This is a genomic window from Streptomyces sp. NPDC059224, from assembly GCF_042754285.1.
Taxonomy (GTDB): domain Bacteria; phylum Actinomycetota; class Actinomycetes; order Streptomycetales; family Streptomycetaceae; genus Streptomyces.
This window is the reverse complement of the sequence record NZ_JBHZAN010000027.1, coordinates 77,447-99,191: the sequence shown is the minus strand read 5'-3', so window position 1 is coordinate 99,191 and position 21,745 is coordinate 77,447. Positions and strand designations below refer to the sequence as shown.

General features: G+C 72.3%; 20 protein-coding genes and 1 pseudogene. 11 read left to right on the top strand and 10 right to left on the bottom strand.

Translation table 11 applies throughout. From position 1 onward, the window contains the following. Positions 1-13 precede the first annotated feature (13 nt). On the top strand, positions 14-463 hold the full coding sequence (locus ACFXI4_RS29065; RefSeq protein ID WP_362720577.1) for a type II toxin-antitoxin system PemK/MazF family toxin: 450 nt from the start codon (positions 14-16) through the stop codon (positions 461-463). Here the strand turns inward: ACFXI4_RS29065 and ACFXI4_RS29060 are convergent. Then, the gene (locus ACFXI4_RS29060) at positions 417-1,298 is read right to left on the bottom strand and encodes a TIGR02452 family protein (protein ID WP_384996461.1); all 882 of its coding nucleotides are present in this window, start codon (positions 1,296-1,298) and stop codon (positions 417-419) included. The two genes, ACFXI4_RS29065 and ACFXI4_RS29060, sit on opposite strands and share 47 nt — an antisense overlap. Before the next feature lie 279 nt (positions 1,299-1,577). Here ACFXI4_RS29060 and egtA point away from each other — a divergent pair, with 279 nt between their 5' ends. Genes egtA through egtD form a run of 4 tightly spaced genes read left to right on the top strand, consistent with a single transcriptional unit; the run spans position 1,578 to position 5,993 of the window. Further along, entirely contained in the window at positions 1,578-2,906 is a 1,329-nt protein-coding gene (gene egtA / locus ACFXI4_RS29055) for an ergothioneine biosynthesis glutamate--cysteine ligase EgtA (RefSeq protein ID WP_384996458.1), read from the top strand. Beyond that, positions 2,903-4,231 carry an ergothioneine biosynthesis protein EgtB gene (egtB, locus tag ACFXI4_RS29050; RefSeq protein WP_384996455.1) on the top strand — a complete coding sequence of 443 codons (1,329 nt, stop codon included), beginning with the start codon at positions 2,903-2,905 and terminating at the stop codon, positions 4,229-4,231. The genes egtA and egtB overlap by 4 nt, the downstream gene beginning before the upstream one ends. Further along, positions 4,231-5,034: an ergothioneine biosynthesis protein EgtC gene (egtC, locus tag ACFXI4_RS29045; RefSeq protein ID WP_384996452.1), complete on the top strand. Its 804-nt coding sequence runs from the start codon at positions 4,231-4,233 to the stop codon at positions 5,032-5,034. Before egtB ends, egtC begins: the two co-directional genes overlap by 1 nt. After that, entirely contained in the window at positions 5,031-5,993 is a 963-nt protein-coding gene (gene egtD, locus ACFXI4_RS29040) for an L-histidine N(alpha)-methyltransferase (RefSeq protein WP_384996449.1), read from the top strand. The genes egtC and egtD overlap by 4 nt, the downstream gene beginning before the upstream one ends. Positions 5,994-6,002: 9 nt before the next feature. On the opposite strand, the gene ACFXI4_RS29035 is transcribed toward egtD, so the two are convergent. Both ACFXI4_RS29035 and ACFXI4_RS29030 read right to left on the bottom strand, forming a co-directional pair. Continuing rightward, positions 6,003-7,265 carry an extracellular solute-binding protein gene (locus ACFXI4_RS29035; protein WP_384996446.1) on the bottom strand — a complete coding sequence of 421 codons (1,263 nt, stop codon included), beginning with the start codon at positions 7,263-7,265 and terminating at the stop codon, positions 6,003-6,005. A 134-nt stretch (positions 7,266-7,399) separates the two neighbouring features. Beyond that, entirely contained in the window at positions 7,400-7,891 is a 492-nt protein-coding gene (locus ACFXI4_RS29030) for an FBP domain-containing protein (RefSeq protein ID WP_384996444.1), read from the bottom strand. Positions 7,892-7,962: 71 nt separating this feature from the next. Here ACFXI4_RS29030 and ACFXI4_RS29025 point away from each other — a divergent pair, with 71 nt between their 5' ends. Genes ACFXI4_RS29025 through ACFXI4_RS29015 form a run of 3 tightly spaced genes read left to right on the top strand, consistent with a single transcriptional unit; the run spans position 7,963 to position 10,013 of the window. Next, entirely contained in the window at positions 7,963-8,550 is a 588-nt protein-coding gene (locus ACFXI4_RS29025) for a TetR/AcrR family transcriptional regulator (RefSeq protein ID WP_384996441.1), read from the top strand. Positions 8,551-8,554: 4 nt separating this feature from the next. After that, positions 8,555-9,778, top strand: a complete 1,224-nt coding sequence (locus ACFXI4_RS29020) for a GDSL-type esterase/lipase family protein (protein WP_384996439.1) — start codon at positions 8,555-8,557, stop codon at positions 9,776-9,778. Between the two features lie 19 nt (positions 9,779-9,797). Then, complete coding sequence (locus ACFXI4_RS29015; RefSeq protein WP_362722408.1) at positions 9,798-10,013, top strand: dodecin; 216 nt, start codon at positions 9,798-9,800, stop codon at positions 10,011-10,013. Between the two features lie 47 nt (positions 10,014-10,060). Here the strand turns inward: ACFXI4_RS29015 and ACFXI4_RS29010 are convergent, their stop codons facing one another. Next, entirely contained in the window at positions 10,061-10,552 is a 492-nt protein-coding gene (locus ACFXI4_RS29010; protein ID WP_384996437.1) for a hypothetical protein, read from the bottom strand. Positions 10,553-10,628: 76 nt separating this feature from the next. On the opposite strand from ACFXI4_RS29010, the gene ACFXI4_RS29005 reads away from it, so the two are divergent. Beyond that, positions 10,629-11,627: an LLM class flavin-dependent oxidoreductase gene (locus ACFXI4_RS29005; protein WP_384996434.1), complete on the top strand. Its 999-nt coding sequence runs from the start codon at positions 10,629-10,631 to the stop codon at positions 11,625-11,627. Here the strand turns inward: ACFXI4_RS29005 and ACFXI4_RS29000 are convergent, their stop codons facing one another. Continuing rightward, positions 11,628-14,099: an ATP-dependent Clp protease ATP-binding subunit gene (locus ACFXI4_RS29000; RefSeq protein ID WP_384996431.1), complete on the bottom strand. Its 2,472-nt coding sequence runs from the start codon at positions 14,097-14,099 to the stop codon at positions 11,628-11,630. It lies immediately after the preceding gene. Positions 14,100-14,262: 163 nt separating this feature from the next. Here ACFXI4_RS29000 and ACFXI4_RS28995 point away from each other — a divergent pair, with 163 nt between their 5' ends. Together ACFXI4_RS28995 and ACFXI4_RS28990 are read left to right on the top strand one after the other, a co-directional pair. Then, positions 14,263-14,457: an antitoxin gene (locus tag ACFXI4_RS28995; RefSeq protein WP_384996429.1), complete on the top strand. Its 195-nt coding sequence runs from the start codon at positions 14,263-14,265 to the stop codon at positions 14,455-14,457. Between the two features lie 74 nt (positions 14,458-14,531). Beyond that, complete coding sequence (locus tag ACFXI4_RS28990; protein ID WP_384996426.1) at positions 14,532-16,865, top strand: ATP-binding cassette domain-containing protein; 2,334 nt, start codon at positions 14,532-14,534, stop codon at positions 16,863-16,865. Positions 16,866-16,886: 21 nt separating this feature from the next. Here ACFXI4_RS28990 and ACFXI4_RS28985 read toward each other — a convergent pair. The 5 genes and pseudogenes from ACFXI4_RS28985 to ACFXI4_RS28965 all read right to left on the bottom strand — a co-directional run. Continuing rightward, positions 16,887-17,003, bottom strand: a pseudogene (locus ACFXI4_RS28985) (IS481 family transposase); the annotation flags it as partial. Positions 17,004-17,094: 91 nt separating this feature from the next. Continuing rightward, positions 17,095-17,967 (bottom strand): lysophospholipid acyltransferase family protein, encoded by an 873-nt coding sequence (locus ACFXI4_RS28980; RefSeq protein ID WP_384996424.1) that lies wholly within the window; start codon positions 17,965-17,967, stop codon positions 17,095-17,097. Then, positions 17,967-18,740, bottom strand: coding sequence for a GNAT family N-acetyltransferase (locus ACFXI4_RS28975; RefSeq protein WP_384996421.1), 774 nt, complete (start codon positions 18,738-18,740; stop codon positions 17,967-17,969). Before ACFXI4_RS28975 ends, ACFXI4_RS28980 begins: the two co-directional genes overlap by 1 nt. Before the next feature lie 309 nt (positions 18,741-19,049). Beyond that, positions 19,050-19,799 carry a succinate dehydrogenase/fumarate reductase iron-sulfur subunit gene (locus ACFXI4_RS28970; RefSeq protein ID WP_384996419.1) on the bottom strand — a complete coding sequence of 250 codons (750 nt, stop codon included), beginning with the start codon at positions 19,797-19,799 and terminating at the stop codon, positions 19,050-19,052. Then, on the bottom strand, positions 19,796-21,745 hold the full coding sequence (locus ACFXI4_RS28965) for a fumarate reductase/succinate dehydrogenase flavoprotein subunit (protein WP_384996417.1): 1,950 nt from the start codon (positions 21,743-21,745) through the stop codon (positions 19,796-19,798). Before ACFXI4_RS28965 ends, ACFXI4_RS28970 begins: the two co-directional genes overlap by 4 nt.

The window sequence follows — 21,745 nt, the reverse complement described above, 5'->3', positions numbered from 1 at the left end:
TTAGGGTGCCCTCGTGACTGCGCTTACCGACGACGAGAACATTCCCGGCCGTTACGGCCCCACCGCGACCACCGAAGCCGACCCGCGCGGGGTCGGCAGGGTGCGCACCGAATACTCCCCCGCCCACGACGGCGACCCCGATCCCGGTGAGATCGTGTGGACCTGGGTGCCCTTCGAGGAGAACGACGGCCGGGGCAAGGACCGTCCGGTCCTGGTCGTCGCCCGCGAGGCGGCCGGCACCCTGCTCGCCGTGCAGCTGTCGAGCAAGCGGCACGACAACGACCGCGAGTGGGTGGCGATCGGCAGCGGCCCCTGGGACCGGTCGGGACGTGATTCCTGGATCGACGTGGACCGAGTGCTGCGGCTGCACGAGGACGGCATGCGCCGGGAGGCCTGCGCGCTGGACCGGGGCCGCTTCAACCTCGTACGCAACCGGCTGCACGAGCGCTACGGCTGGCGGTGAGCGGCTGACCGTCGAGGGCCGAGGCTTCCCGGAACGTCTCGGTGAAGGCCGCAAGGACCGGCGATCCCGGCGTACGGTCCAGGACCCCGAACACCACGTGCTCGAAGGTCCGCGCGAACCGTCCGCCGGGTCCCAGCAGGCCGTGGAAGGCCTCCGCGACCTGCCGGGGGTCGTTCTGGAAGACCCCGCAGCCCCAGGCGCCGAGGACCATCCGCCGGTATCCGTGCGCGGCTGCCACCTCCAGGACGCGCTCGGCCCGTACCGCGAGGGCGCCCGGCAGTTCACCGGTGCGATCCGGTGCCGTACGGCGGACCACGCCCGCGTTGGGCGCCGCGGAGGTGAGGAAACCGGCGCGGCAGGGCTCCGCGAGGAGCCGGCCGCGGTCGTCGCGGAAGACCGGGACCGCCGGGGAGTGGATCACCCGGTCCGAGTAGAACGGGTCGCGGTGGGCGCGGTGGTGGTCGTAGAAGGCCCGGGCGTGCACCTGGCAGGCGTGGAGCGCGGAGGCGCGGCACAGGGCCTCCTCCTGTGCCTGGGCGCCGTTCAGATAGCCGCCGCCCGGATTGCGGGCGGAGGCGAAGTTCAGGACAGCGACCGGGGCGTCGGCCAGCCGGCGGGCGGCCTCCAGGCTGCTCTCGCCGGTCACCTCGACGACGGTCCGGGCCGGTGAGACCTCCGCAACCGGCACCGGTTCCGGGCCGTGGATCCGCGTCCCGGCCTGTGCGGCGGCGATGTCGGCGGCCAGGAGAATCTCCCGGCCGTCGGGCGTCCGGTAGCCCCCCGCCGCCACGATCCGCTCGGTCTCCCGGGCGATTCCGCGCAGGCGCGCACTCATGGCGCCACCCCCGTGGACGCCATGACCGCGGCCCGCGCGATCTCCCCCGTCGTGCTCATACAGGCATCCTGAGCGATGCTGGTAATCCGGTGCAACGGAGTTTCCCGCGCCCGAAACGGTGCCGGAACGTGCGAGGAAGCAGAGGTTACCGATCCAGAACGTCCCGATAGGTGCCCTTGTGCGAATCGGCGCGAAGGTCTTGGGTGGAACGGACGATGCCGTCCCGGACCCAACAACTGCCGGGCCGGCGGCATGGTGGAATCTCAGGAGGATCCCTACATGTCCGACTCGATATCCGACGGCGGCGACTGTACCGACGGGTCGGTGAAGACCGACTTCTCGGACGACCGCAGCGCTGTCACCGAGGCCGAGGTGGAGGCCCTCGTCAAGGGCATCTGCTTCAAGACCGGCCCGCCCCGCACGGTCGGGGTCGAAGTGGAATGGCTGGTCCACGAGCTGCGGCGACCGCGGCTCCGCGTGACACCGGAACGACTCGAAGCGGCCTACGCCGCACTGCGCACGGTACCCCTGGGGTCGGCACTCACCGTCGAACCCGGCGGCCAGCTGGAGCTGAGCTCGCCGCCCGCCGCCTCCCTGATGGAGTGCATCGGTACCGTCTCCGCCGACCTGGACGCCGTCCGTACCGTCCTCGCCCGGCAGGGCCTCGGCCTCATGGGCGCCGGTCACGAACCCTGGCACACGCCACGCCGTTTCCTGCGCGAGCCGCGCTACGACGCGATGGAGGCCTGTCTGGACCGGACCGGCCCGGCCGGCCGGCACATGATGTGCTCCTCGGCGTCCGTCCAGGTCTGCCTGGACGCCGGCCACGAGGAGCCAGGCCCGCTGGGACACGTCCGCCGCTGGTGGCTGTCCCACCAGCTGGGCCCGGTCCTGGTGGCCGCCTTCGCGAACTCCCCCCTGGCGGGAGGGCGGCCCACCGGCTGGGTCTCCACCCGGCAGCTGCTGTGGATGGAGATCGGCGCGGGCCGCGCGGGAGCGCCCCCGCTGGCCGGCGACCCGCGCGAGTCCTGGGCCCGGCACGTGCTGGACGCCCCGGTGATGTGCGTCAGGCGCGACGGCGGTCCCTGGGAGGTCCCCGAGGGGCTCACCTTCCGGGAGTGGACCCGGTCGGGATCGCCCACCGGGGCTGATCTCGCCTACCACCTCACCACGCTGTTCCCGCCGGTCCGGCCGCGCGGTCATCTGGAGCTGCGGATGATCGACGCGCAGCCCGGCGACGACGGCTGGATCGTGCCGCTGGCGGTGACGACGGCGCTGTTCGACGACGCGGAGGCCGCCGAGACCGCGTACCGGACGGTGAAGCCGCTGACCGAGCGGGCACAGCCGCGAGCGGCTCCGCACAATCCGCTGTGGATCGACGCGGCCCGCACCGGGCTCCGCGACCCGGAGCTGCACGAGGCCGCCGTCGCCTGTTTCGCGGCGGCGCTGGAGGCCCTGCCCCGGCTGGGAGCGACCCCGGAGGTCCTGGCCGCCGTGACCGAGTACTCCGACCGGTACGTCCGCCGGGGCCGCTGCCCGGCCGACGACCTGCTGGACCCCCTGCGCGGCACACCGAGCCGCGCCCACGGGAAGGACATCCCCGCATGACCGCCCCCGAGACCGACATCGACATCGAGACCCTGCGCGACCGGGCCCTGAAGTCCCTGACCACGGCCCGGGACCGCACCACGCTCCTGACCAGCTGCGTCGAGGGGCCCGACCTCACCGCCCAGCACTCCCCGCTGATGTCCCCACTGGTCTGGGACCTGGCGCACATCGGCAACCAGGAAGAGCTCTGGCTGCTGCGCAACGTCGGCGGCCGGGAGGCGATGCGCCCCGAGATCGACAGCCTCTACGACGCCTTCGAGCACCCGCGCTCCGAACGGCCCACGCTGCCGCTGCTGCCGCCCGAGGAGGCCCGGCGCTATGCGGCGGAGGTGCGCGGGCGGGTTCTGGACCTGCTGGAGGGCCCGGCGTTCGGCGGCGGCACCCGGCTGACCGAGGCGGGCTTCGCCTTCGGGATGATCGCCCAGCACGAACAGCAGCACGACGAGACGATGCTGATCACCCATCAGCTGCGCAAGGGCCCGCAGGCCCTGACCGCCCCGGACCCGGACCCGGCACCGCCGTTCACCGGCCCGGCCGAAGTACTGGTTCCCGGCGGCCCGTTCATCATGGGCACCTCCACCGAGCCGTGGGCGCTGGACAACGAACGTCCCGCGCACCGGCGGGAGGTGGCGCCCTACTGGATCGACACCACCCCGGTGACCAACGGCCGGTACCTGGAGTTCATCGAGGACGGCGGCTACGAGGACGAACGCTGGTGGACGCCCGAGGGCTGGGCGCACATCCGGCAGCACGCGATCAGCGCCCCGCACTTCTGGCACCGCGAGGGCGGCCAGTGGCTGCGCCGCCGGTTCGGGGCCACCGAGGTGGTGCCACCCGAGGAGCCGGTGCTGCACGTGTGCTGGTACGAGGCGGACGCCTACGCCCGCTGGACCGGCCGCCGGCTGCCCACCGAGGCCGAGTGGGAGAAGGCCGCCCGGCACCACCCTGGTGAGAACCGGTCCCGGCGCTACCCGTGGGGCGACGCGGAACCGGCGCCGGCGCACGCCAACCTCGGCCAGCGCCATCTGCGCCCCGCCCCGGCGGGCAGCTACCCGGAGGGCGAGTCGCCGCTGGGCGTACGGCAGTTGATCGGTGACGTCTGGGAGTGGACGGCCAGCGACTTCCTCCCCTACCCCGGCTTCACCGCCTTCCCGTACAAGGAGTACTCGGAGGTGTTCTTCGGCCCCGAGTACAAGGTGCTGCGCGGCGGTTCGTTCGCCGTGGACCCGGTGGCCTGCCGGGGGACGTTCCGCAACTGGGACTACCCGATCCGGCGGCAGATCTTCTCCGGCTTCCGCACCGCCCGTACCGCGGAGAGCGCCTGATGTGCCGCCACCTCGCCTGCCTGGGCCCCGAGGAGCCGCTCGGCCGGCTCCTCGTGGAGCCCGGACACTCCCTGTACCGCCAGTCGTGGGCGCCCCGGCGGCAGCGCTACGGGACGGTCAACGCCGATGGTTTCGGCGTCGGCTGGTACGCCGCCGGGGACCCGCAGCCGGCCCGGTACCGGCGGGCCGGGCCGATCTGGGCCGACCAGTCCTTCGCCGACCTGGCCCGCGTGGTGCGCACCGGCGCGCTGCTGGCCGCCGTACGCGACGCGACGCTGGCGGGTGCGGACGCGGAGGCCGCGGCGGCACCGTTCGCCGCGGGCCGCTGGCTGTTCAGTCACAACGGGGCGATCCCCGGCTGGCCCCAGGCCATGGCGTCCCTGGTCCCGCTGCTGCCCCCGGTGGACCTGCTGTCGATGGAGGCACGCACCGACTCGGCGTTCGTCTGGGCGCTGGTCCTGCACCGGTTGCGGTCCGGCACGCCACTGGGCCCCGCCCTTGCCGAAACGGTTCTCCAGATCGCCGAGGCGGCCCCGGCGGCCCGGCTGAACCTGCTGCTCACCGACGGCGAGACCATCGCCGCCACGGCCTGGGGCGACAGCCTCAGCCACTTCTCGGAACCCGGCCGGCGCATCGTCGTCGCCTCCGAGCCGTACGACGACGACCCGCGCTGGCAGGAGGTCCCCGACCGCACGCTGCTCGTCGCGAGCCGCCGGGGCGTCACCCTCGCCCCGGTCGGGACGCCGGTCGACGGCCCGGTGGAGGCCCCGGCATCCGCATCCCCGAAGGAGCCCTGTACGTGAGTCCCCTCCGTGTCACCCGCACCCTTCCCGAGGACGCGACGGACGCCGCACTGCGCGCCGATGTCCTGAACGGCCTCACCGCCACCCCCAAGACGCTGCCGCCCAAGTGGTTCTACGACGCCCGGGGCAGTGAACTGTTCGAGCGGATCACCGAGTTGCCCGAGTACTACCCGACCCGGGCCGAACGGGAGATCCTGCTCGCCCGGTCCGGTGAGATCGCCGCCGCGAGCGGTGCCCGCACCCTGGTGGAGCTGGGCTCCGGCTCCTCCGAGAAGACGCGTCTGCTGATCGACGCGCTCACCTCCCTGGAGGTGTACGTCCCGGTCGACGTCAGCGAGAGCGCGCTGACACAGGCCGGGCAGGCGCTCATCGAGGAGCGGCCGGAGCTGTCCGTGCACGCCCTGATCGCCGACTTCACCGGCCGGATGAGCCTGCCCGACACCCCGGGGCCGCGGCTGCTGGCGTTCCTCGGCGGCACGATCGGCAATCTGCTGCCCGCCGAGCGGGCCCGGTTCCTGGCCTCGGTGCGGGGGCTGCTCACACCCGGTGACGCGCTGCTCCTCGGCACCGACCTGGTCAAGGAAGAGGACGTGCTGGTCCGGGCGTACGACGACGCGGCGGGGGTGACGGCCGAGTTCAACAAGAACGTCCTGGCCGTCGTCGACCGGGAACTGGACGCCGACTTCGACCCGGGCGCCTTCGACCATGTCGCCCTGTGGGACGCGGACGAGGAGTGGATCGAGATGCGGCTGCGCTCCCGGGTCGCGCAGACCGTGAAGGTGCCGGCGCTCGACCTGGCCGTGGACTTCGCGGCGGGCGAGGAACTGCGCACCGAGGTCTCGGCGAAGTTCCGGCGGGACGGCGTGACCTCCGAACTGGCCGCTGCCGGACTTGAGCTGACCAACTGGTGGACCGACGCGCAGGACCGCTTCGCGCTCTCCCTGAGCGTCGCCCGCTGACCCGCCGGCTCAGCCGAGGTCCGGCGCGAGCAGTTCGGTGATCTTGCGGGAGGCACGGCGGGCCTCGGTCCCGGGGTCCGCCCCGCCGAGCACCCTGGTCATGTAGCCCTTGATCGGGTTGTCGGCCTCGACCGCCGGCCAGTCCGGGGTGTGGGGGGTCGCCCGCCCTTGCGCGGCGCCCGCCGCCATGGCGGCGACCCCCTCCGACCCGGCGACCGCGCCGGCCAGCGTGGTCTTGTTGGGCACGTAGTTCATGGTGCGGGCCAGTTCGGTGTCCCACTGGGCGCCGGCGAGGGAACCGACGACCGCGGTCGCGTCGTAGGGCCGATCCGTGTTCTGCGGCACCACGAGGTCGGAGCCGCCGGTGAAGACGGCGCCGGGGTGGTCGGCGGTGCGGCCCGGCACCGGGAAGTAACCGATCTCGTCCTTGAGTTCGGGATTCTCCTGCACGATGGACTGGGCGAGGCCGGGCACCGCGATGAGCTGGGCGACCCGGCCACCCGCGAACACCTGGGCCTGGGGCGGGTGTTCCTCGTCGGCGCCGACGGGCCCCTTGCCGAGGGCCTGGAGCCGCCGGTAGAAGTCCATCCCACGCAGCGCGGCCGGGCTGTCCAGGGTGCCCTTCCAGCCGGCGTCCGTCTCCACGGCGAGATCGCCGCCCTCGTCCCAGACGAACCCGGAGAGGGTGTACCAGTCCTGTCCGGCGAGGTAGATTCCCTGGTTCCCGTCGGAGTCGAGCTTCTCGGTGTCGGCCAGCCACTCGTCGCGGGTCCTGGGCGGCGAGGTGATGCCGGCCTTCCTGAAGAGGTCCTTGCGGTAGATGACCACGCGGTTGGCCGCGTACCAGGGGATGCCGTACTGGCGGGAGTCGTCCCGGCCTGGTTCGGCGAGGCCGGGCAGCCAGTGCTCCTTGCCCCAGTCCCGCATCGACTCCAGGGTGAGGTCGGTGAGCCGGCCGCCCTCGACGTACTGCGGGACCTGGGTGTTGCCGACCTCGATGACGTCGGGGGCGTCCGCGGAGTCGGACCTGAGTGCCGCCTGCACCTTGTCCACGATCCCGGTCCACTGCTGGACACGGATGTCGAGGCGGATGTCCTTGTGGGTGCGCTCGAAGTCCGCGGTGAACCGGCGCAGGAACTCCTGGGAGGCGCTGTTCTGCATCAGCCACACCGTGACGGTGTGCCGCCCGCCCGATCCGCCCGGCAGGACGCCACAGGCGCCGAGCAGGGCGGCGGACACACAGACGAGGGCGAGCGGGCGTCGACGTCTCACGAGGGGGTTCCTGTTCTGTCTGGCGGACAGGGGAAATGGCCCGACGTGGGGGACGAGCACGGTGGCTCGTACGGGTGTACGGGATTTTGGTATGGACCAATACGCAGGGTCAAGGCCCGCAGGGTCACCGCCCCTCAGGCCGTGACCCTGGCGACGAACGCCGCGAGGTTGGCGACGGTCCGCCGGACCTTCTCCTCCAGGGTGAGCGACTCGGGCAGACGGGAGCCGGCGCCCGCGTCCTTCCTGCCCCGCACGTACAGCGGGCAGGCGAGGTCGCTGCACAGGTAGACACCCACGGAATTGCCCTGCTGCCCGGCCTTGCCGGCCTTCGCGGCGACCATCAGCGAGACGCCTCCGGTATGGGTGGTCAGACAGATCGAGCACATGCTGCGCCGGGTCTGCCAGGAGGCGGCGCCGGAGGAGCGCAGGGCCAGGGCCACCGGGCGTCCGTCCAGCTCGACGGCCAGGTAGGCCCGGTCAGGCGCCTGGGGGTCCCGCCAGCCGAGAAAGTCCAGGTCGTCCCAGGGCCGGTCGGCCAGGTCGTGGGGGACGGTCAGCCGCTTGGCCTCGCCCTTGGTGCAGTTCACGAAGGCGGCGCGGATCTCCCGCTCGTTCAGGGGTCTCATGAGCGGCAGGCTAATTTGCCTATAGGCTTTAGGCAAATGCATTATGGTTACCGCTGGACAGGAGGAAGGTTATGGCTAGAGCAGGGCTGACCCCGGAACGGCTGACCGTGGCCGGGGCCGAGCTGGCCGACGAGGTCGGCTTCGACCAGGTGACCGTCTCGGCACTCGCCCGGCGGTTCGACGTCAAGGTCGCGAGTCTGTACTCGCACCTGAAGAACTCCCAGGAACTCCGGACCAGGATCGCCCTGTTCGCGCTGGAGGAACTCGCCGACCGGGTCGCCGACGCCCTGGCCGGACGGGCCGGCAAGGACGCCCTGGCCGCCTTCGCGGACGCCTACCGCGACTACGCCCGTGACCACCCGGGCCGCTACGACGCCGCCCGGTTCCGGCTCGATCCCGAGACGGCGGCCGCCAGTGCCGGGGTGCGGCACGCCCAGATGACACGGGCCATCCTGCGCGGCTACGACCTGACAGAACCCGACCAGACCCACGCCGTCCGGATGCTGGGCAGCGTCTTCCACGGCTACGTCAGCCTGGAACTGGCCGGGGGCTTCGAGCACAGCGCCCCGGACGCGCGGGAGTCGTGGGCCTGGATCGTGGACTCCCTGGACACCCTGCTGCGGAGCCGGGCCACCCCCACACACACCTCGACGGGCTGAGGCGATGAACGCCGAACACGACTGGATCACCACACCCGTCACCGTGGACCTGCTGCGCGGCTTCCTCGACGTGGAGACGACCGCGCTCGGCCTGCTGCCGCACCGGCTGCCCACCCGGGCGCGCCGGCAGATCCCGGACGCCCAGCTGACCCTGGCCGAGGCCCAGCCCTCCGGCGTGCGGCTGGCCTTCCGTACCCGGGCCACCACGGTCGAACTGGACACACGGCCCACCAAACGGGTGTACCGAGGGCTGCCGGCCCCGCCGGACGGCGTGTACGACCTGCTGGTCGACGGCCGCCTCACGGCCCAGGCCACGGTGACCGGCGGCAACGTGTACACGATCACCGACATGTTCACCCAGTCCGCCGAGCTGACGGAGGGGCCGGCCGGCACGGCCCGGTTCACCGGCCTGCCCGCCGGTGACAAGAGCGTCGAGATCTGGCTTCCGCACACGGAGGTCACCGAGCTGATCGTGCTGCGCACCGACGCCCCCGTCGAGCGGGCGCCGGACAGCGGGCGCAGGGTGTGGCTGCACCACGGCAGTTCCATCAGCCACGGCTCCAACGCCACGCATCCGACCGCCACCTGGCCCGCCCTGGCGGCCGCCCGGGGCGAAGTGGACCTGGTGAACCTGGGGTTCGGCGGCAGCGCGCTGCTGGACCCGTTCACCGCGCGCGCGATGCGGGACACCCCCGCGGACCTGATCAGCCTGAAGATCGGCATCAACCTCGTCAACGCCGACGCGATGCGCCTGCGCACCTTCACCCCGGCGGTGCACGGCTTCCTCGACACCCTGCGCGAGGGGCACCCGACCACACCGCTGCTGGTCGTGTCCGCCCTCCTGTGCCCGGTCCAGGAGGACACCCCGGGACCGCTCGCGCCCGACTTCGACGGCGGCACCCTGCGGTTCAGGGCGACCGGTGATCCGGCCGAAAGCGCCGCCGGGCGCCTGACGCTCAACGTCATCCGCGCCGAACTCGCCCGGATCGTCGCACAGCGCGCGGCCGACGACCCGCATCTGTACCACCTGGACGGCCGTGACCTGTACGGCGAGCGGGAGTACGCGCAGTTCCCGCTGCCCGACGAGATCCATCCCGATCCGGCGGGGCACCGGCGCATCGCCGAGAACTTCGCACGGCTCGTGTTCGGCACCGGCGGCCCCTTCGCCGCCGGTGACCCGATCGCCGACGCCTCGCGCCCGGCGTCCGGATGCGGGACCTTGGAGTGACGACGAGAGGAGCATCCCGATGCCGAACCACACCTACCGGGTCACCGAGATCGTCGGCACCTCCACCGAGGGCATCGACCAAGCCATCCGCAACGGTGTCGCACGCGCCGGCCAGACCCTGCGCAACCTGGACTGGTTCGAGGTGACGCAGGTCAGGGGCCAGATCGAGAACGGACAGATCGAGCACTACCAGGTGGGCCTGAAGGTGGGCTTCCGCATCGACGACGAGGACTGACGCCTGCCGGACCCCGGCCGCGCGGAGTTCGGGTCCGCCCGGGTGGCTCAGGTCCGCCCCTCCCCCTCCTGGGCCTGCTCCAGCGCGGCCGAGCGGTCGGCCCAGCGGGCCCGCACCACGGTGAACCCGGCCCGTTCGGCGTCGTCGCACACCAGCTCGTCGTCATCGACCAGGACCCGGACCGCACGCCGTTCGGCGAGGCGGCGCAGGATCTCCAGTTTGGTGCGCCGGGCGGGCCTGCGGTCGGCGTCGCGCCGCATGTGCACCCGGCCCTCGGGCAGCCCCTGGGCGGCCAGCCAGTCCAGGGTGTCGCGCCGGCAGCGGTCCGGCCGTCCGGTGAGATAGACGATCTCGCACTCCCGCGCGGTCGCCACGGCCAGCGCGATCCCCTCCGCGAGCGGCGCATCGTGCGGCGCGGCCGCGAAGAACGCGTCCCAGTCCCGGGGGCTGCGCTCCAGGAACCGCTGCCGGTGCGCGGTGTCGGCGAGGGTGTTGTCGATGTCGAACACGGCGATCGGACGCTTGCTGCTCTCGGCCACGCGGCAACCCTAGCCGGGCGCCGGCGGGGCTGGGCGCCGGCGGGAATCCTGGGGCCGTCGCGGTGTTGAACCCTCTGTGAACGCGCTGATCGCCCGGACCCGGTTCTCCGTCCTCGACCGCTCCCGCACCAGGGAGGGGCACACCCCCGGTGCGGCACTGCGGGACACCGTGGCGCTGGCGCGGGAGGTGGAGGCACTCGGATTCCACCGGTTCTGGGTGTCGGAGCACCACGGGGTGCCCGGGGTCGCCGGTTCGGCGCCGACCGTGCTGGCCGCCGCCGTCGCCGCCGCCACCCGCACCGTCCGCGTGGGCACCGGCGGGGTCATGCTGCCCAACCACCGGCCCCTGGTCGTGGCCGAGCAGTTCGGGGTGCTGGAGTCGCTGTTCCCCGGGCGGATCGACATGGGCCTGGGCCGGTCGGTGGGTTTCACCGACGGGGTCCGCAGGGCGCTCGGGCGCGGCAAGGACGACGCCGAGGACTTCGCGGCGCAACTCGGCGAACTGCTCGGCTGGTTCGAGGGCACTTCGCCGACCGGGGTACGGGCCCGCCCGGCCGAGGGGCTGCGGGTGCCGCCGTTCGTACTGGCCATGGGCGAGGGCGCGGAGATCGCGGCCCGCACCGGGCTGCCGATGGTCATCGGCGACCTGCGCAACCGGGAGCGGATGCTCCGGGGCATCGACCACTACCGCGACCGCTTCCGCCCCTCGCCCTGGGCGGCCGAGCCCTACGTCGTGGTCTCCGGGACCGTCGCCGTCGCCGGTACCCCCGAGGCGGCTCGCCGGCTGCTCGTCCCGGAGGCCTGGTCGATGGCGTACTCCCGCACCCACGGCACCTTCCCGCCGCTGCCCCCGGCCGAGGCGGCCGAGGGCAGGGCGATGACCGCGAAGGAGCGCGGCTTCTACGAGTCCGGACTCTCCGGGCATCTGGCCGGCACCGCGGACCAGGTCGCGGACGAGCTGGAGACGGTCCTGAAGGAGACCGCCGCCGACGAGGTCCTGGTCACCACCAGCACGTACGACCGTGCGGCCCTGCTGGACTCGTACCGGCGGCTGGCCCAGATCGTGAACGCCTGATCAGACCTCGGCCGGGTGGTCGGAGCGGATCACGATCTCACCGTCGGCCGCGTCCACCACGGCCCTGTCGCCCGCCGTCAGCTGGCCGGACAGCAGCAGGTCGGCGAGGCGGTCGTCCACCTCGCGCTGGATGGTGCGGCGCAGCGGGCGGGCGCCGAAGTCGGGTTCGTGCCCGAGGTTGGCGAGCAGCCCCGCGGCCGCGTCGGTGACTTCGAGGCCGACCTCCTGGCCGTGCAGGCGGCGCCTGGTGTGTTCCAGCAACAGGTCGACGATCTGGCGCAGTTGGGTGCGGTCAAGGCCGCGGAAGACGATGATCTCGTCGATGCGGTTGAGGAACTCCGGCCGGAAGTGCTGCTGGAGGGCCGGCATCACGGCGTCGCGGACCTTGGTGTAGTCCTCGGTACCGGCGGCCAGGATACGGTCGGCGCCGATGTTCGACGTCATGATGACGACGGTGTTCTTGAAGTTGACGGTACGGCCCTGGGCATCGGTGAGGCGGCCGTCGTCGAGGAGCTGGAGCAGGGTGTTGAAGACGTCCGGGTGCGCCTTCTCCACCTCGTCGAGGAGCAGTACGGCGTACGGCTGCCTGCGCACCGCCTCGGTGAGCTGGCCGGCCTCCTCGTGGCCGACGTACCCGGGCGGGGCGCCGACCAGCCGGGATACCGTGTGGCGTTCCTGGAACTCGCTCATGTCCAGGCGGATCATGCGGGTGTCGTCGCCGAAGAGGGCGGCGGCCAGGGCGCGGGCCAGCTCGGTCTTGCCGACACCGGTCGGGCCCAGGAAGAGGAAGCTGCCCACCGGACGGTTGGGGTCGCTCATACCGGCCCGGGCACGGCGGACCGCGCGGGCGACGGCGGTGATCGCCTCGTCCTGGCCCACGACCCGCTCGTGCAGGTGCTCCTCCAGCTTGATCAGCCGCTCCCGCTCCTCCTCGGTGAGCTGGGCGACCGGGATGCCGGTGGTGCGGGAGACGACCTCGGCGATGTCCTCGGCGGTGACCTTCGGCGCGTGCTCGTCGTCCGTGCCCTCCTGCGCCAGTTCGGCCTCGGTCTCCCTGATCCGGTCGCGGAGGTCCTTGGCGCGCTCGTACTCCTCGTCGGCGACCGCCTGGTCCTTCTCCCGGCTCAGGGCGGCGATCCGGTCCTCGATGTCCCGGGTGTCGGTGGGCGGGGTCTTCGAACGCAGCCGGACCCGGGCGGCGGCCTGGTCCATCAGGTCGATCGCCTTGTCCGGCAGGAAGCGGGAGGTGATGTACCGGTCGGAGAGCTCGGCGGCCGCGACGACCGCCTCGTCGGTGATCCGGACCTGGTGGTGGGCCTCGTAACGGTCGCGCAGTCCGCGCAGGATCTCGATGGTGTCGTCGACGCTGGGCTCACCGACCAGGATGGGCGCGAACCGGCGTTCCAGGGCCGCGTCCTTCTCGATGTGCTTGCGGTACTCGTCGATCGTGGTCGCGCCGATCAGGTGCAACTCGCCCCGGGCGAGCGCGGGCTTGAGGATGTTGCCCGCGTCCAGGGACCCCTCACCACCCCCGCCGGCACCGACCACGGTGTGCAACTCGTCCAGGAACAGCACCAGTTGATCGCTGTGCTCGCGGACCTCGTCGAGGAGCTTCTTCAGCCGCTCCTCGAACTCGCCCCGGTACTTGGTGCCGGCCACCATGCCGGCCAGGTCGAGGGAGACCAGCCGCTTGCCTTCGAGGGTCTTGGGCACGTCGCCGGTGACGATCCGCTGCGCGATGCCCTCGACGATGGCGGTCTTGCCGACACCGGGGTCGCCGATCAGGACGGGGTTGTTCTTGCCGCGCCGGGAGAGCACCTCGATGGTCTGCTCGACCTCGTCGTCCCGCCCGATCACCGGGTCCAGGCGGCCCGCCCGGGCGTCCTCGGTGAGATCACGGCCGTACTCGTCGATCGTCGGCGTGGTGCTGGGCGCCTTCCGCTCCGCCGTGCCCTCGGCCGGCATCCGGGTGGGCTCCCAGCCGCTCTCGGCGAGCGCCCGCCCGGCGGTCGACTCCGGGTTCGCCGCGAGCGCGCGCAGCAGGTGCTCGGGGCCGATGTAGGAGGCGCCCTCGGCGCGGGAGATCTGGTAGGCGTCGAGCAGAGCACGCTTGGCGGCCGGGGTGAGGGTGGTGGGCTCCGTCCTCTCCCCGCCGCCGTGGCCCGCGGTGAGCCGCTCGCGGAGCTGGTCGGGGTCCGCGCCCGACTCGGTGAGCAGCCGCCGGGTGGAGTCGTGGGTGGTGGCGGCGGCCAGCAGTTGTCTGGCGTCCAGCTCCTCGCTGCCCTCGGCGCCGGCGAGCTCGCGGGCCTCGGCCACCAGTTCGCGCGCCCGCTCGGAGAGCAGGCTCCCGATGTCGACGCGCTGCGGGCGGCGGGCCGGGGCGCCCGGTCCGGATCCGCCGAAGAACCGGGACATCAGCTCGTCGAAGTCCTCGAAGGGAGTGCGTCCGAATCCGAAACCGGGAGAAGTCATGGGGCCCGGGCCTTTCTGCGATCAGCTCTGCGGTCGGCGGGATTCCGCATGTTCCAACCTGGCACAGGCGCGCCGGACCCGCACGGGGACGCCCGCCGAGATGCGGACCGGGCCGGGGCCGGTGACGCTGGTGGGGAAGCCTCAAGCAGCGAGGAGGGCTGCCATGTCCATGCTGGACAAGCTCAAGGGGATGCTCAAGGGCCATGAGGACCAGGCCAAACAGGGCGTCGAAAAGGGCGGCGACACGATCGACCAGCGGACCGGGAACAAGTACCAGTCCCAGGTCGACATGGGCCAGCGGAAGGCCGGCGACTACATCGACCAGGAGCGGAACCGGAACGACCCTCCGCGGCCCTGAGACACCGCACGGACTAGACTCGCGGGGTTTGTCCATTCCTGCCCGGCGAGTCGTCCGTACGGAGCCTCCCCCCGATGCACATCCCCCACGATCCCTACGTCCGCGTCCGTGGCGCCCGTGAGCACAACCTCAAGGGCGTCGACGTGGACGTCCCCCGGGACGTGCTGGCCGTCTTCACCGGTGTGTCCGGCTCGGGGAAGTCGTCCCTGGCGTTCGGCACCATCTACGCCGAGGCCCAGCGACGCTACTTCGAGTCGGTCGCCCCGTACGCGCGCCGGCTGATCCACCAGGTGGGGGCGCCGAAGGTCGGTGAGATCAGCGGGCTGCCGCCGGCGGTCTCGCTCCAGCAGCGCCGCTCGGCCCCGACCTCCCGTTCCTCGGTCGGGACGCTCACCAACCTCTCCAACTCCCTGCGCATGCTCTTCTCGCGTGCCGGGGACTATCCGCCCGGCGCGGAGCGGCTCGATTCCGACGCGTTCTCCCCCAACACGGCGGTGGGTGCCTGCCCGGAGTGCCACGGCCTCGGCCGGGTCCACCGGACGACCGAGGAGTCGCTGGTCCCCGACCCGTCGCTGTCCATCCGGGAGGGCGCGATCGCCGCCTGGCCCGGAGCCTGGCAGGGCAAGAACCTGCGGGACGTCCTGGACGCGCTCGGCCACGACGTGGACCGGCCCTGGCGTGAACTGCCCGCCGGGGAACGCGAGTGGATCCTCTTCACGGACGAGCAGCCGGTGGTCACCGTGCACCCCGTCCGGGACGCCGACCGCATCCAACGGCCCTACCAGGGCACGTACATGAGCGCCCGCCGGTACGTCATGAAGACCTTCTCGGACTCCAGGAGCCCGGCGCTGCGGGCGAGGGCGGAGCGGTTCCTGACGAGTGCGCCCTGTCCGGTGTGCGGAGGCAGCAGACTGCGGCCCGAGGCACTCGCCGTGACCTTCGGGGGCCGGACGATCGCCGATCTGGCGGCCGTTCCCCTGACCGAGCTCGCCGGGCTGCTCGACGGCTCCTCGACGGAGACCGCGCGGGTGCTCACCGAGGATCTCACCGCCCGTATCGCCCCGGTCGCCGAACTCGGCCTCGGCTACCTGAGCCTGGACCGGGCGACCCCCACACTCTCCGCGGGCGAACTCCAACGCCTGCGCCTGGCGACGCAGTTGCGCTCCGGGCTCTTCGGTGTCGTCTACGTCCTGGACGAACCGTCGGCCGGTCTGCACCCGGCGGACACGGAGGCGCTGCTGACGGTGCTGGCGCGGCTGAAGCAGGCCGGGAACTCGGTGTTCGTCGTGGAGCACCACCTGGACGTGGTGCGCGGCGCCGACTGGCTGGTGGAGGTGGGCCCGGGCGCCGGCGAGCACGGCGGGCGGGTGCTGCACAGCGGGCCGGTGGCGCAGCTGGCCGGCGTCGCGGAGTCCGCCACCGCCCGCTACCTGTTCGCGGCGGAGCCCGCCCCGGCCCGCCGGCCGCGCGCTGCCGCCGGGTGGCTGCGGGTCGGTCCGGTCACCCGGCACAACCTGCGGGCGGTCACCGCCCGGTTCCCGCTCGGTGTCCTCACCGCCGTCACCGGAGTGTCCGGCTCGGGCAAGTCGACGCTGATCGGCGAGATCACCGAGGAACTGGACGGCGTCGGCCGCCTGGTCTTCGTCGACCAGAAGCCGATCGGCCGTACCCCGCGCTCCAACCTGGCCACCTACACCGGCCTGTTCGACGTCGTACGGAAGGTGTTCGCGGCCACCGACGAAGCGCGGGAGCGCGGCTTCGGCGCGGGGCGGTTCTCCTTCAACGTGGCCGGAGGGCGCTGCGAGACCTGCCAGGGCGAGGGTTTCGTCGGTGTGGAGCTGCTGTTCCTGCCCAGCACCTACGCGCCCTGCCCGGACTGCGGTGGGGCCCGCTACAACCCCGGGACGCTCGAAGTGCCTTACCGGGGGCGGAACATCGCCGAGGTGCTCGACCTGACCGTGGAGAGCGCCGCGGAATTCTTCGCGGACACCCCGGCGGTGGCGCGCAGTCTGGGAACCCTGCTCGACGTGGGGCTCGGCTATCTGCGGCTGGGCCAGCCCGCGACGGAGCTGTCCGGTGGCGAGGCCCAACGGATCAAGCTGGCCAGTGAGTTGCAGCGCGGGCGGCGCGGACACACCCTGTACCTCCTCGACGAGCCGACGACGGGCCTGCATCCGGCCGATGTCGAGGTGCTGATGCGTCAGTTGCACGGACTGGTGGACGCCGGGCACACGGTCGTGGTGGTCGAGCACGACATGGCGGTGGTGGCGGGCGCGGACTGGGTGATCGACCTGGGGCCGGGCGGCGGGGACCGGGGAGGCCGGATCGTCGCGGCGGGCCCGCCGGCCGAGGTCGCGCGGGCCGGGGGCAGTGTCACCGCGCCTTATCTGTCCCGGTCCCTGCCCTGACGCTCCCAGGCGTGGCAGACCCCGCCTCTGCCAGACGCCCGTCTCGGCCGCGACATGCGCAACCGGACGCCCCGAACAGACACGTTCGACCAGCAGCCGCCTGCCGTGAACGGTCAGCCGGGCATTATGGTGGGACACCAAGACCTCCGTGCGGTGAGGACTCGGCACCTCCACCACACCGGAGGTCTTCGCCATGTTCAAGACCCGCCGGTGTCAACAACGCTCGTGATCAATACACCTGGGGCGTCGACTTGCTCAGGCCCCGCTGGGAGGCCGGCCACGGGACGCTCCTGCCTGGGCTCACCAGGGCCGCGTGGGTCCAGGCCGGCTCATGGGTCGCCGGCTGGGCGGCGCGGGCGAGGGCGCGACGGTCCGGGTGGCTGCCGGCCGGTATCAGCGGCCGTATGTCCACCTCGGCCACCAGGCCACGGGTGGACACCACGCGCCACACGGAGGCCAGCAGGGTGTCCTCGCCGACGTAGGCGGGCACGGTGCTCGCCTCGCCCGCCTCCAGCCGGTAGTGCAGCCGCACCGGCTGCACGGGGGCGCCGGCGTCCAGGGCTGCCTGGAACACGGCCCGGCGGAACCGGCCCTGGGCCCGGCCGCACCAGGTGCTGCCCTCGGGGAAGGCGACCACCGCGGCGCCCTCCCGCAGCGCGCCGGCGATCCGGCCGACCGTGTCCGGCAGCGCGCGCAGCCGGTCCCGGTCGATGAACAGCGCCCCGGCGCCGGCCACCAGCGCGCCGGCCACCGGCCAGTCGCGGATCTCCTTCTTGGCGACCATCCGAGCGGGCCGTACGGCGGCGAGCAGCGGGATGTCCATCCAGGAGATGTGGTTGGCGACGAGGAGCACCCCGCCGGTGGCCGGGGCACGGCCGGTGGTCCGGATCCGGACCCCGGCGGCCAGGACGACCAGGCGGGAGAACCGCCGCACCCACGAGGTGGGGATCCGCCCGCCGAGCGGGAGCAGCACGACGGCGACGACGATCAGGGCCAGGACCGCGGTGAACCGCAGCACGGCGCGCGGCAGGGCCGCGAGGGACCTCGCGGACTCCACGCAGGCGCCGGGGGTGCACGGCGCGCTGGGCAGCCAGACGCTCATCAGGCCGGGACGAGCGAGAGGAAGTGCCGCAGATAGCGCGCGTTGACCCGGCGCATCGACAGCAGGACGTACATGTCGGCGACCCCGAAGTCGGGGTCGTGCGCGGGCTCGCCGCACACCCAGGCGCCGAGCCGCAGATAGCCGCGGAGCAGCGCGGGCAGTTCGGCGCGGCCCTCCGGGGCCGGGCCCTCGGGCACCCAGGGGCGCAGCGGTCGTACCCGCAGCTCCTCCGGGGCCAGGTGCTTGGCCTGCACCCGCTCCCAGGTGGCGGCCGCGAGGGCGCCGCCGTCGGCGAGCGGGACGGAGCAGCAGCCGGCCAGCCACTCGTGGCCGCGGTCCACCATGTACCGGGCTATGCCGGCCCAGATGAGGCCGATCACGGCGCCGTCGCGGTGGGCGGGGTGCACGCAGGAGCGGCCGACCTCGACCAGGTTGGGGCGGATGCCGGCGAGCGGGCCGAGGTCGAACTCGCCCTCGGAGTAGAGACGGCCGGCGACGGCGGCGCGCTCGGGCGGCAGCAGTCGGTAGGTGCCGACGACCTCGCCGGTCAGGGCTTCCCGGATCAGGAGGTGGTCGCAGAACGCGTCGAAGGCGTCCACGTCCAGACCCGGTTCCGGCCCGTCGAGCCGGGCGCCCATCTCTCCGGCGAACACCTGGTAGCGCAGTCGCTGCGCGGCGCGGACGTCGTCCTCGTCGCGGGCGAGCTGTACCAGATAGCCGGAGTCCCCGGTCGGGGCGGCGAGAGCAGGGGGTGAGGCGGGCATGGCGGGCATGGAGGTCTCCTGCGCCGAGCGGTAGCTGAGGAAATCTGCACCTGCTTTCTTCCTTGGCAGGCTGGACTCGGCGTGACGTGCGCGGGACCCGTGGATGTGCGGCTGCTGAATGCCGGGATTCGGGGGGTGACTCACCCCCGCGCGTGTCCTGATGGACGCGCTGAGGCAACGCTACCGTGACCCGGACGGGCCGTTGCGCGCCCTTGGCACCACGGTCGGTGAACGCCGAAACGGGGCCGGGGAGCACCGGCCCCGGCCCCGCTCGTCCGCGCTTGTCGGCGAACGTTCATCTACGCGCCTCCTGCGGCGCTACCGCTTCCCGGCCTTCCGGGTGGCCCGCAGCCACTCCTTGTTCATACTGGTGATGGACATGAGCGGAATGCCCTTCGGGCAGGCGGTCGCGCATTCTCCCGTCAGCGTGCAGCCGCCGAAGCCCTCGTCGTCCATCTGCGCCACCATGTCCAGCACCCGTGTCTCCCGCTCGGGTGCCCCCTGCGGCAGCACGTTCAGGTGGTTGATCTTGGCCGAGGTGAACAGCATCGCGGCCCCGTTCGGGCAGGCCGCCACGCAGGCCCCGCATCCGATGCACTCCGCGTGCTCGAAGGCGAAGTCGGCGTCGGCCTTCGGGACCGCGGTGGCGTGCGCCTCCGGCGCGGCGCCGGTCGGCGCGGTGATGTAGCCGCCGGCCTGGATGATCCGGTCGAACGCCGACCGGTCCACCACCAGGTCCTTGATCACCGGGAAGGCGGAGGCCCGCCACGGCTCGATGTCGATCGTGTCGCCGTCCTTGAAGGACCGCATGTGCAGCTGACAGGTGGTGGTGCGCTCCGGGCCGTGCGCGTCCCCGTTGATCACCAGGGAACAGGCGCCGCAGATCCCCTCACGGCAGTCGTGGTCGAAGGCGACCGGGTCCTCACCGCGCAGGATGAGTTCCTCGTTGAGGGTGTCGAGCATCTCCAGGAAGGACATGTCCGACGAGATGCCGTCCACCTCGTAGGTGGACATCGCGCCGTCGGCGTCGGCGTTCTTCTGCCGCCAGACGCGCAGGGTGAGCCTCATGCGTAGCTCCGCTGGGTGGGGTGGACGTACTCGAAGACCAGGTCTTCCCTGTGCAGCACGGGGGCGTCCCCGGTGCCGGTGAACTCCCAGGCGGCCGCGTAGGAGAACTCGTCGTCCCGGCGGGCGGCCTCGCCGTCCGGGGTCTGGGACTCCTCCCGGAAGTGGCCGCCGCAGGACTCGGCGCGGTGCAACGCGTCGAGGCACATCAGCTCGGCCAGCTCCAGGTAGTCGACGATGCGGTTGGCCTTCTCCAGGGACTGGTTGAACTCCTCGCCGGTTCCCGGCACCTTGATCCGGCGCCAGAACTCCTCCCGGATCTGCGGGATGCGCTCCAGCGCCTTGCGCAGTCCCGCGTCGGTGCGGGCCATGCCGCAGAACTCCCACATCAGTTCGCCGAGTTCACGGTGGAAGGAGTCCGGGGTGCGGTCACCGTCGACGGACAGCAGCAGGTTCAGCCGGTCCTCGGTCTCGGCGAGCACCTCCTGGACGACGGGGTGGCCGTCGGTCACCGCCTCCTGGTGGGGGTTGCGGGCCAGGTAGTCGTTGATGGTGGCCGGCAGGACGAAGTAGCCGTCGGCCAGGCCCTGCATCAGCGCGCTCGCGCCGAGCCGGTTCGCCCCGTGGTCGGAGAAGTTGGCCTCACCGACCGCGAACAGCCCGGGCACGGTGGTCTGGAGGTCGTAGTCGACCCACAGCCCGCCCATCGTGTAGTGCACGGCCGGGTAGATCCGCATCGGCACCTGGTACGGGTCCTCGTCGGTGATCCGCTGGTACATGTCGAAGAGGTTGCCGTACCTGGCCTCGACGGCCCCCCGCCCCATCCGCGCGATGGCGTCGGCGAAGTCGAGGTAGACGCCCTGCCCGCCGGGGCCGACGCCGCGTCCCTCGTCGCAGACGTTCTTCGCGGCGCGGGAGGCGATGTCGCGCGGGACCAGGTTGCCGAAGGACGGGTAGATGCGCTCCAGGTAGTAGTCGCGCTCGTCCTCGGGGATCTGGTGCGCGGGCCGGGTGTCGCCCTTGGCCTTGGGCACCCAGATGCGGCCGTCGTTGCGCAGCGACTCGCTCATCAGGGTGAGCTTGGACTGGTGGTCGCCGGTGCGCGGGATGCAGGTGGGGTGGATCTGGGTGAAGCACGGGTTGGCGAAGTACGCGCCGCGCCGGTGCGCCCGCCAGACGGCGGTGGCGTTGGAGTTCATGGCGTTCGTCGACAGGTAGAAGACGTTGCCGTAGCCGCCGCTCGCCAGGACGACGGCGTCCGCGAAGTAGGTGTCGATCTTCCCGGTGATCAGGTCGCGCGCCACGATCCCGCGGGCCCGTCCGTCGACCACGATGACGTCGAGCATCTCGGTCCGCGGGTGCATCTCCACGTTGCCGGCGGCGATCTGCCGGCTCAGCGCCTGGTAGGCGCCGAGGAGCAGCTGCTGGCCCGTCTGCCCGCGGGCGTAGAAGGTGCGGGAGACCTGGACGCCGCCGAAGGACCGGGTGTCGAGCAGGCCGCCGTACTCCCGTGCGAACGGTACGCCCTGCGCCACGCACTGGTCGATGATCTCGACGGAGATCTGCGCGAGGCGGTGGACGTTGGACTCCCGGGCCCGGAAGTCGCCGCCCTTGACGGTGTCGTAGAACAGCCGGTGGACGGAGTCGCCGTCGTTGCGGTAGTTCTTCGCCGCGTTGATCCCGCCCTGCGCGGCGATGGAGTGGGCGCGGCGCGGGGAGTCCTGGTAGCAGAACTGCACGACGTGGTAGCCCTGTTCGGCGAGCGTGGCGCCGGCGGAACCGCCCGCGAGACCGGTGCCGACGACGATCACGGTGTGCTTGCGCCGGTTGGCGGGGTTGACCAGCTTGGCCTCGAAACGGCGCTTGTCCCAGCGCTCGTGGACCGGTCCGGAGGGTGCCTTGCCGTCGGTGACGGGCTCGCCGGTGGTGTAGTTCACGTAGTCGGTCAT

Coding starts and splice junctions, on each gene's coding strand:
- ACFXI4_RS29060 (WP_384996461.1), bottom strand. CDS start 1,298: ATGAGTGCGCGCCTGCGCGGAATCGCCCGGGAGACCGAGCGGATCGTG.
- egtA (WP_384996458.1), top strand. CDS start 1,578: ATGTCCGACTCGATATCCGACGGCGGCGACTGTACCGACGGGTCGGTG.
- egtB (WP_384996455.1), top strand. CDS start 2,903: ATGACCGCCCCCGAGACCGACATCGACATCGAGACCCTGCGCGACCGG.
- egtC (WP_384996452.1), top strand. CDS start 4,231: ATGTGCCGCCACCTCGCCTGCCTGGGCCCCGAGGAGCCGCTCGGCCGG.
- ACFXI4_RS29030 (WP_384996444.1), bottom strand. CDS start 7,891: ATGAGACCCCTGAACGAGCGGGAGATCCGCGCCGCCTTCGTGAACTGC.
- ACFXI4_RS29025 (WP_384996441.1), top strand. CDS start 7,963: ATGGCTAGAGCAGGGCTGACCCCGGAACGGCTGACCGTGGCCGGGGCC.
- ACFXI4_RS29020 (WP_384996439.1), top strand. CDS start 8,555: ATGAACGCCGAACACGACTGGATCACCACACCCGTCACCGTGGACCTG.
- ACFXI4_RS29015 (WP_362722408.1), top strand. CDS start 9,798: ATGCCGAACCACACCTACCGGGTCACCGAGATCGTCGGCACCTCCACC.
- ACFXI4_RS29000 (WP_384996431.1), bottom strand. CDS start 14,099: ATGACTTCTCCCGGTTTCGGATTCGGACGCACTCCCTTCGAGGACTTC.
- ACFXI4_RS28995 (WP_384996429.1), top strand. CDS start 14,263: ATGTCCATGCTGGACAAGCTCAAGGGGATGCTCAAGGGCCATGAGGAC.
- ACFXI4_RS28990 (WP_384996426.1), top strand. CDS start 14,532: ATGCACATCCCCCACGATCCCTACGTCCGCGTCCGTGGCGCCCGTGAG.
- ACFXI4_RS28980 (WP_384996424.1), bottom strand. CDS start 17,967: ATGAGCGTCTGGCTGCCCAGCGCGCCGTGCACCCCCGGCGCCTGCGTG.
- ACFXI4_RS28975 (WP_384996421.1), bottom strand. CDS start 18,740: ATGCCCGCCATGCCCGCCTCACCCCCTGCTCTCGCCGCCCCGACCGGG.
- ACFXI4_RS28970 (WP_384996419.1), bottom strand. CDS start 19,799: ATGAGGCTCACCCTGCGCGTCTGGCGGCAGAAGAACGCCGACGCCGAC.
- ACFXI4_RS28965 (WP_384996417.1), bottom strand. CDS start 21,745: ATGACCGACTACGTGAACTACACCACCGGCGAGCCCGTCACCGACGGC.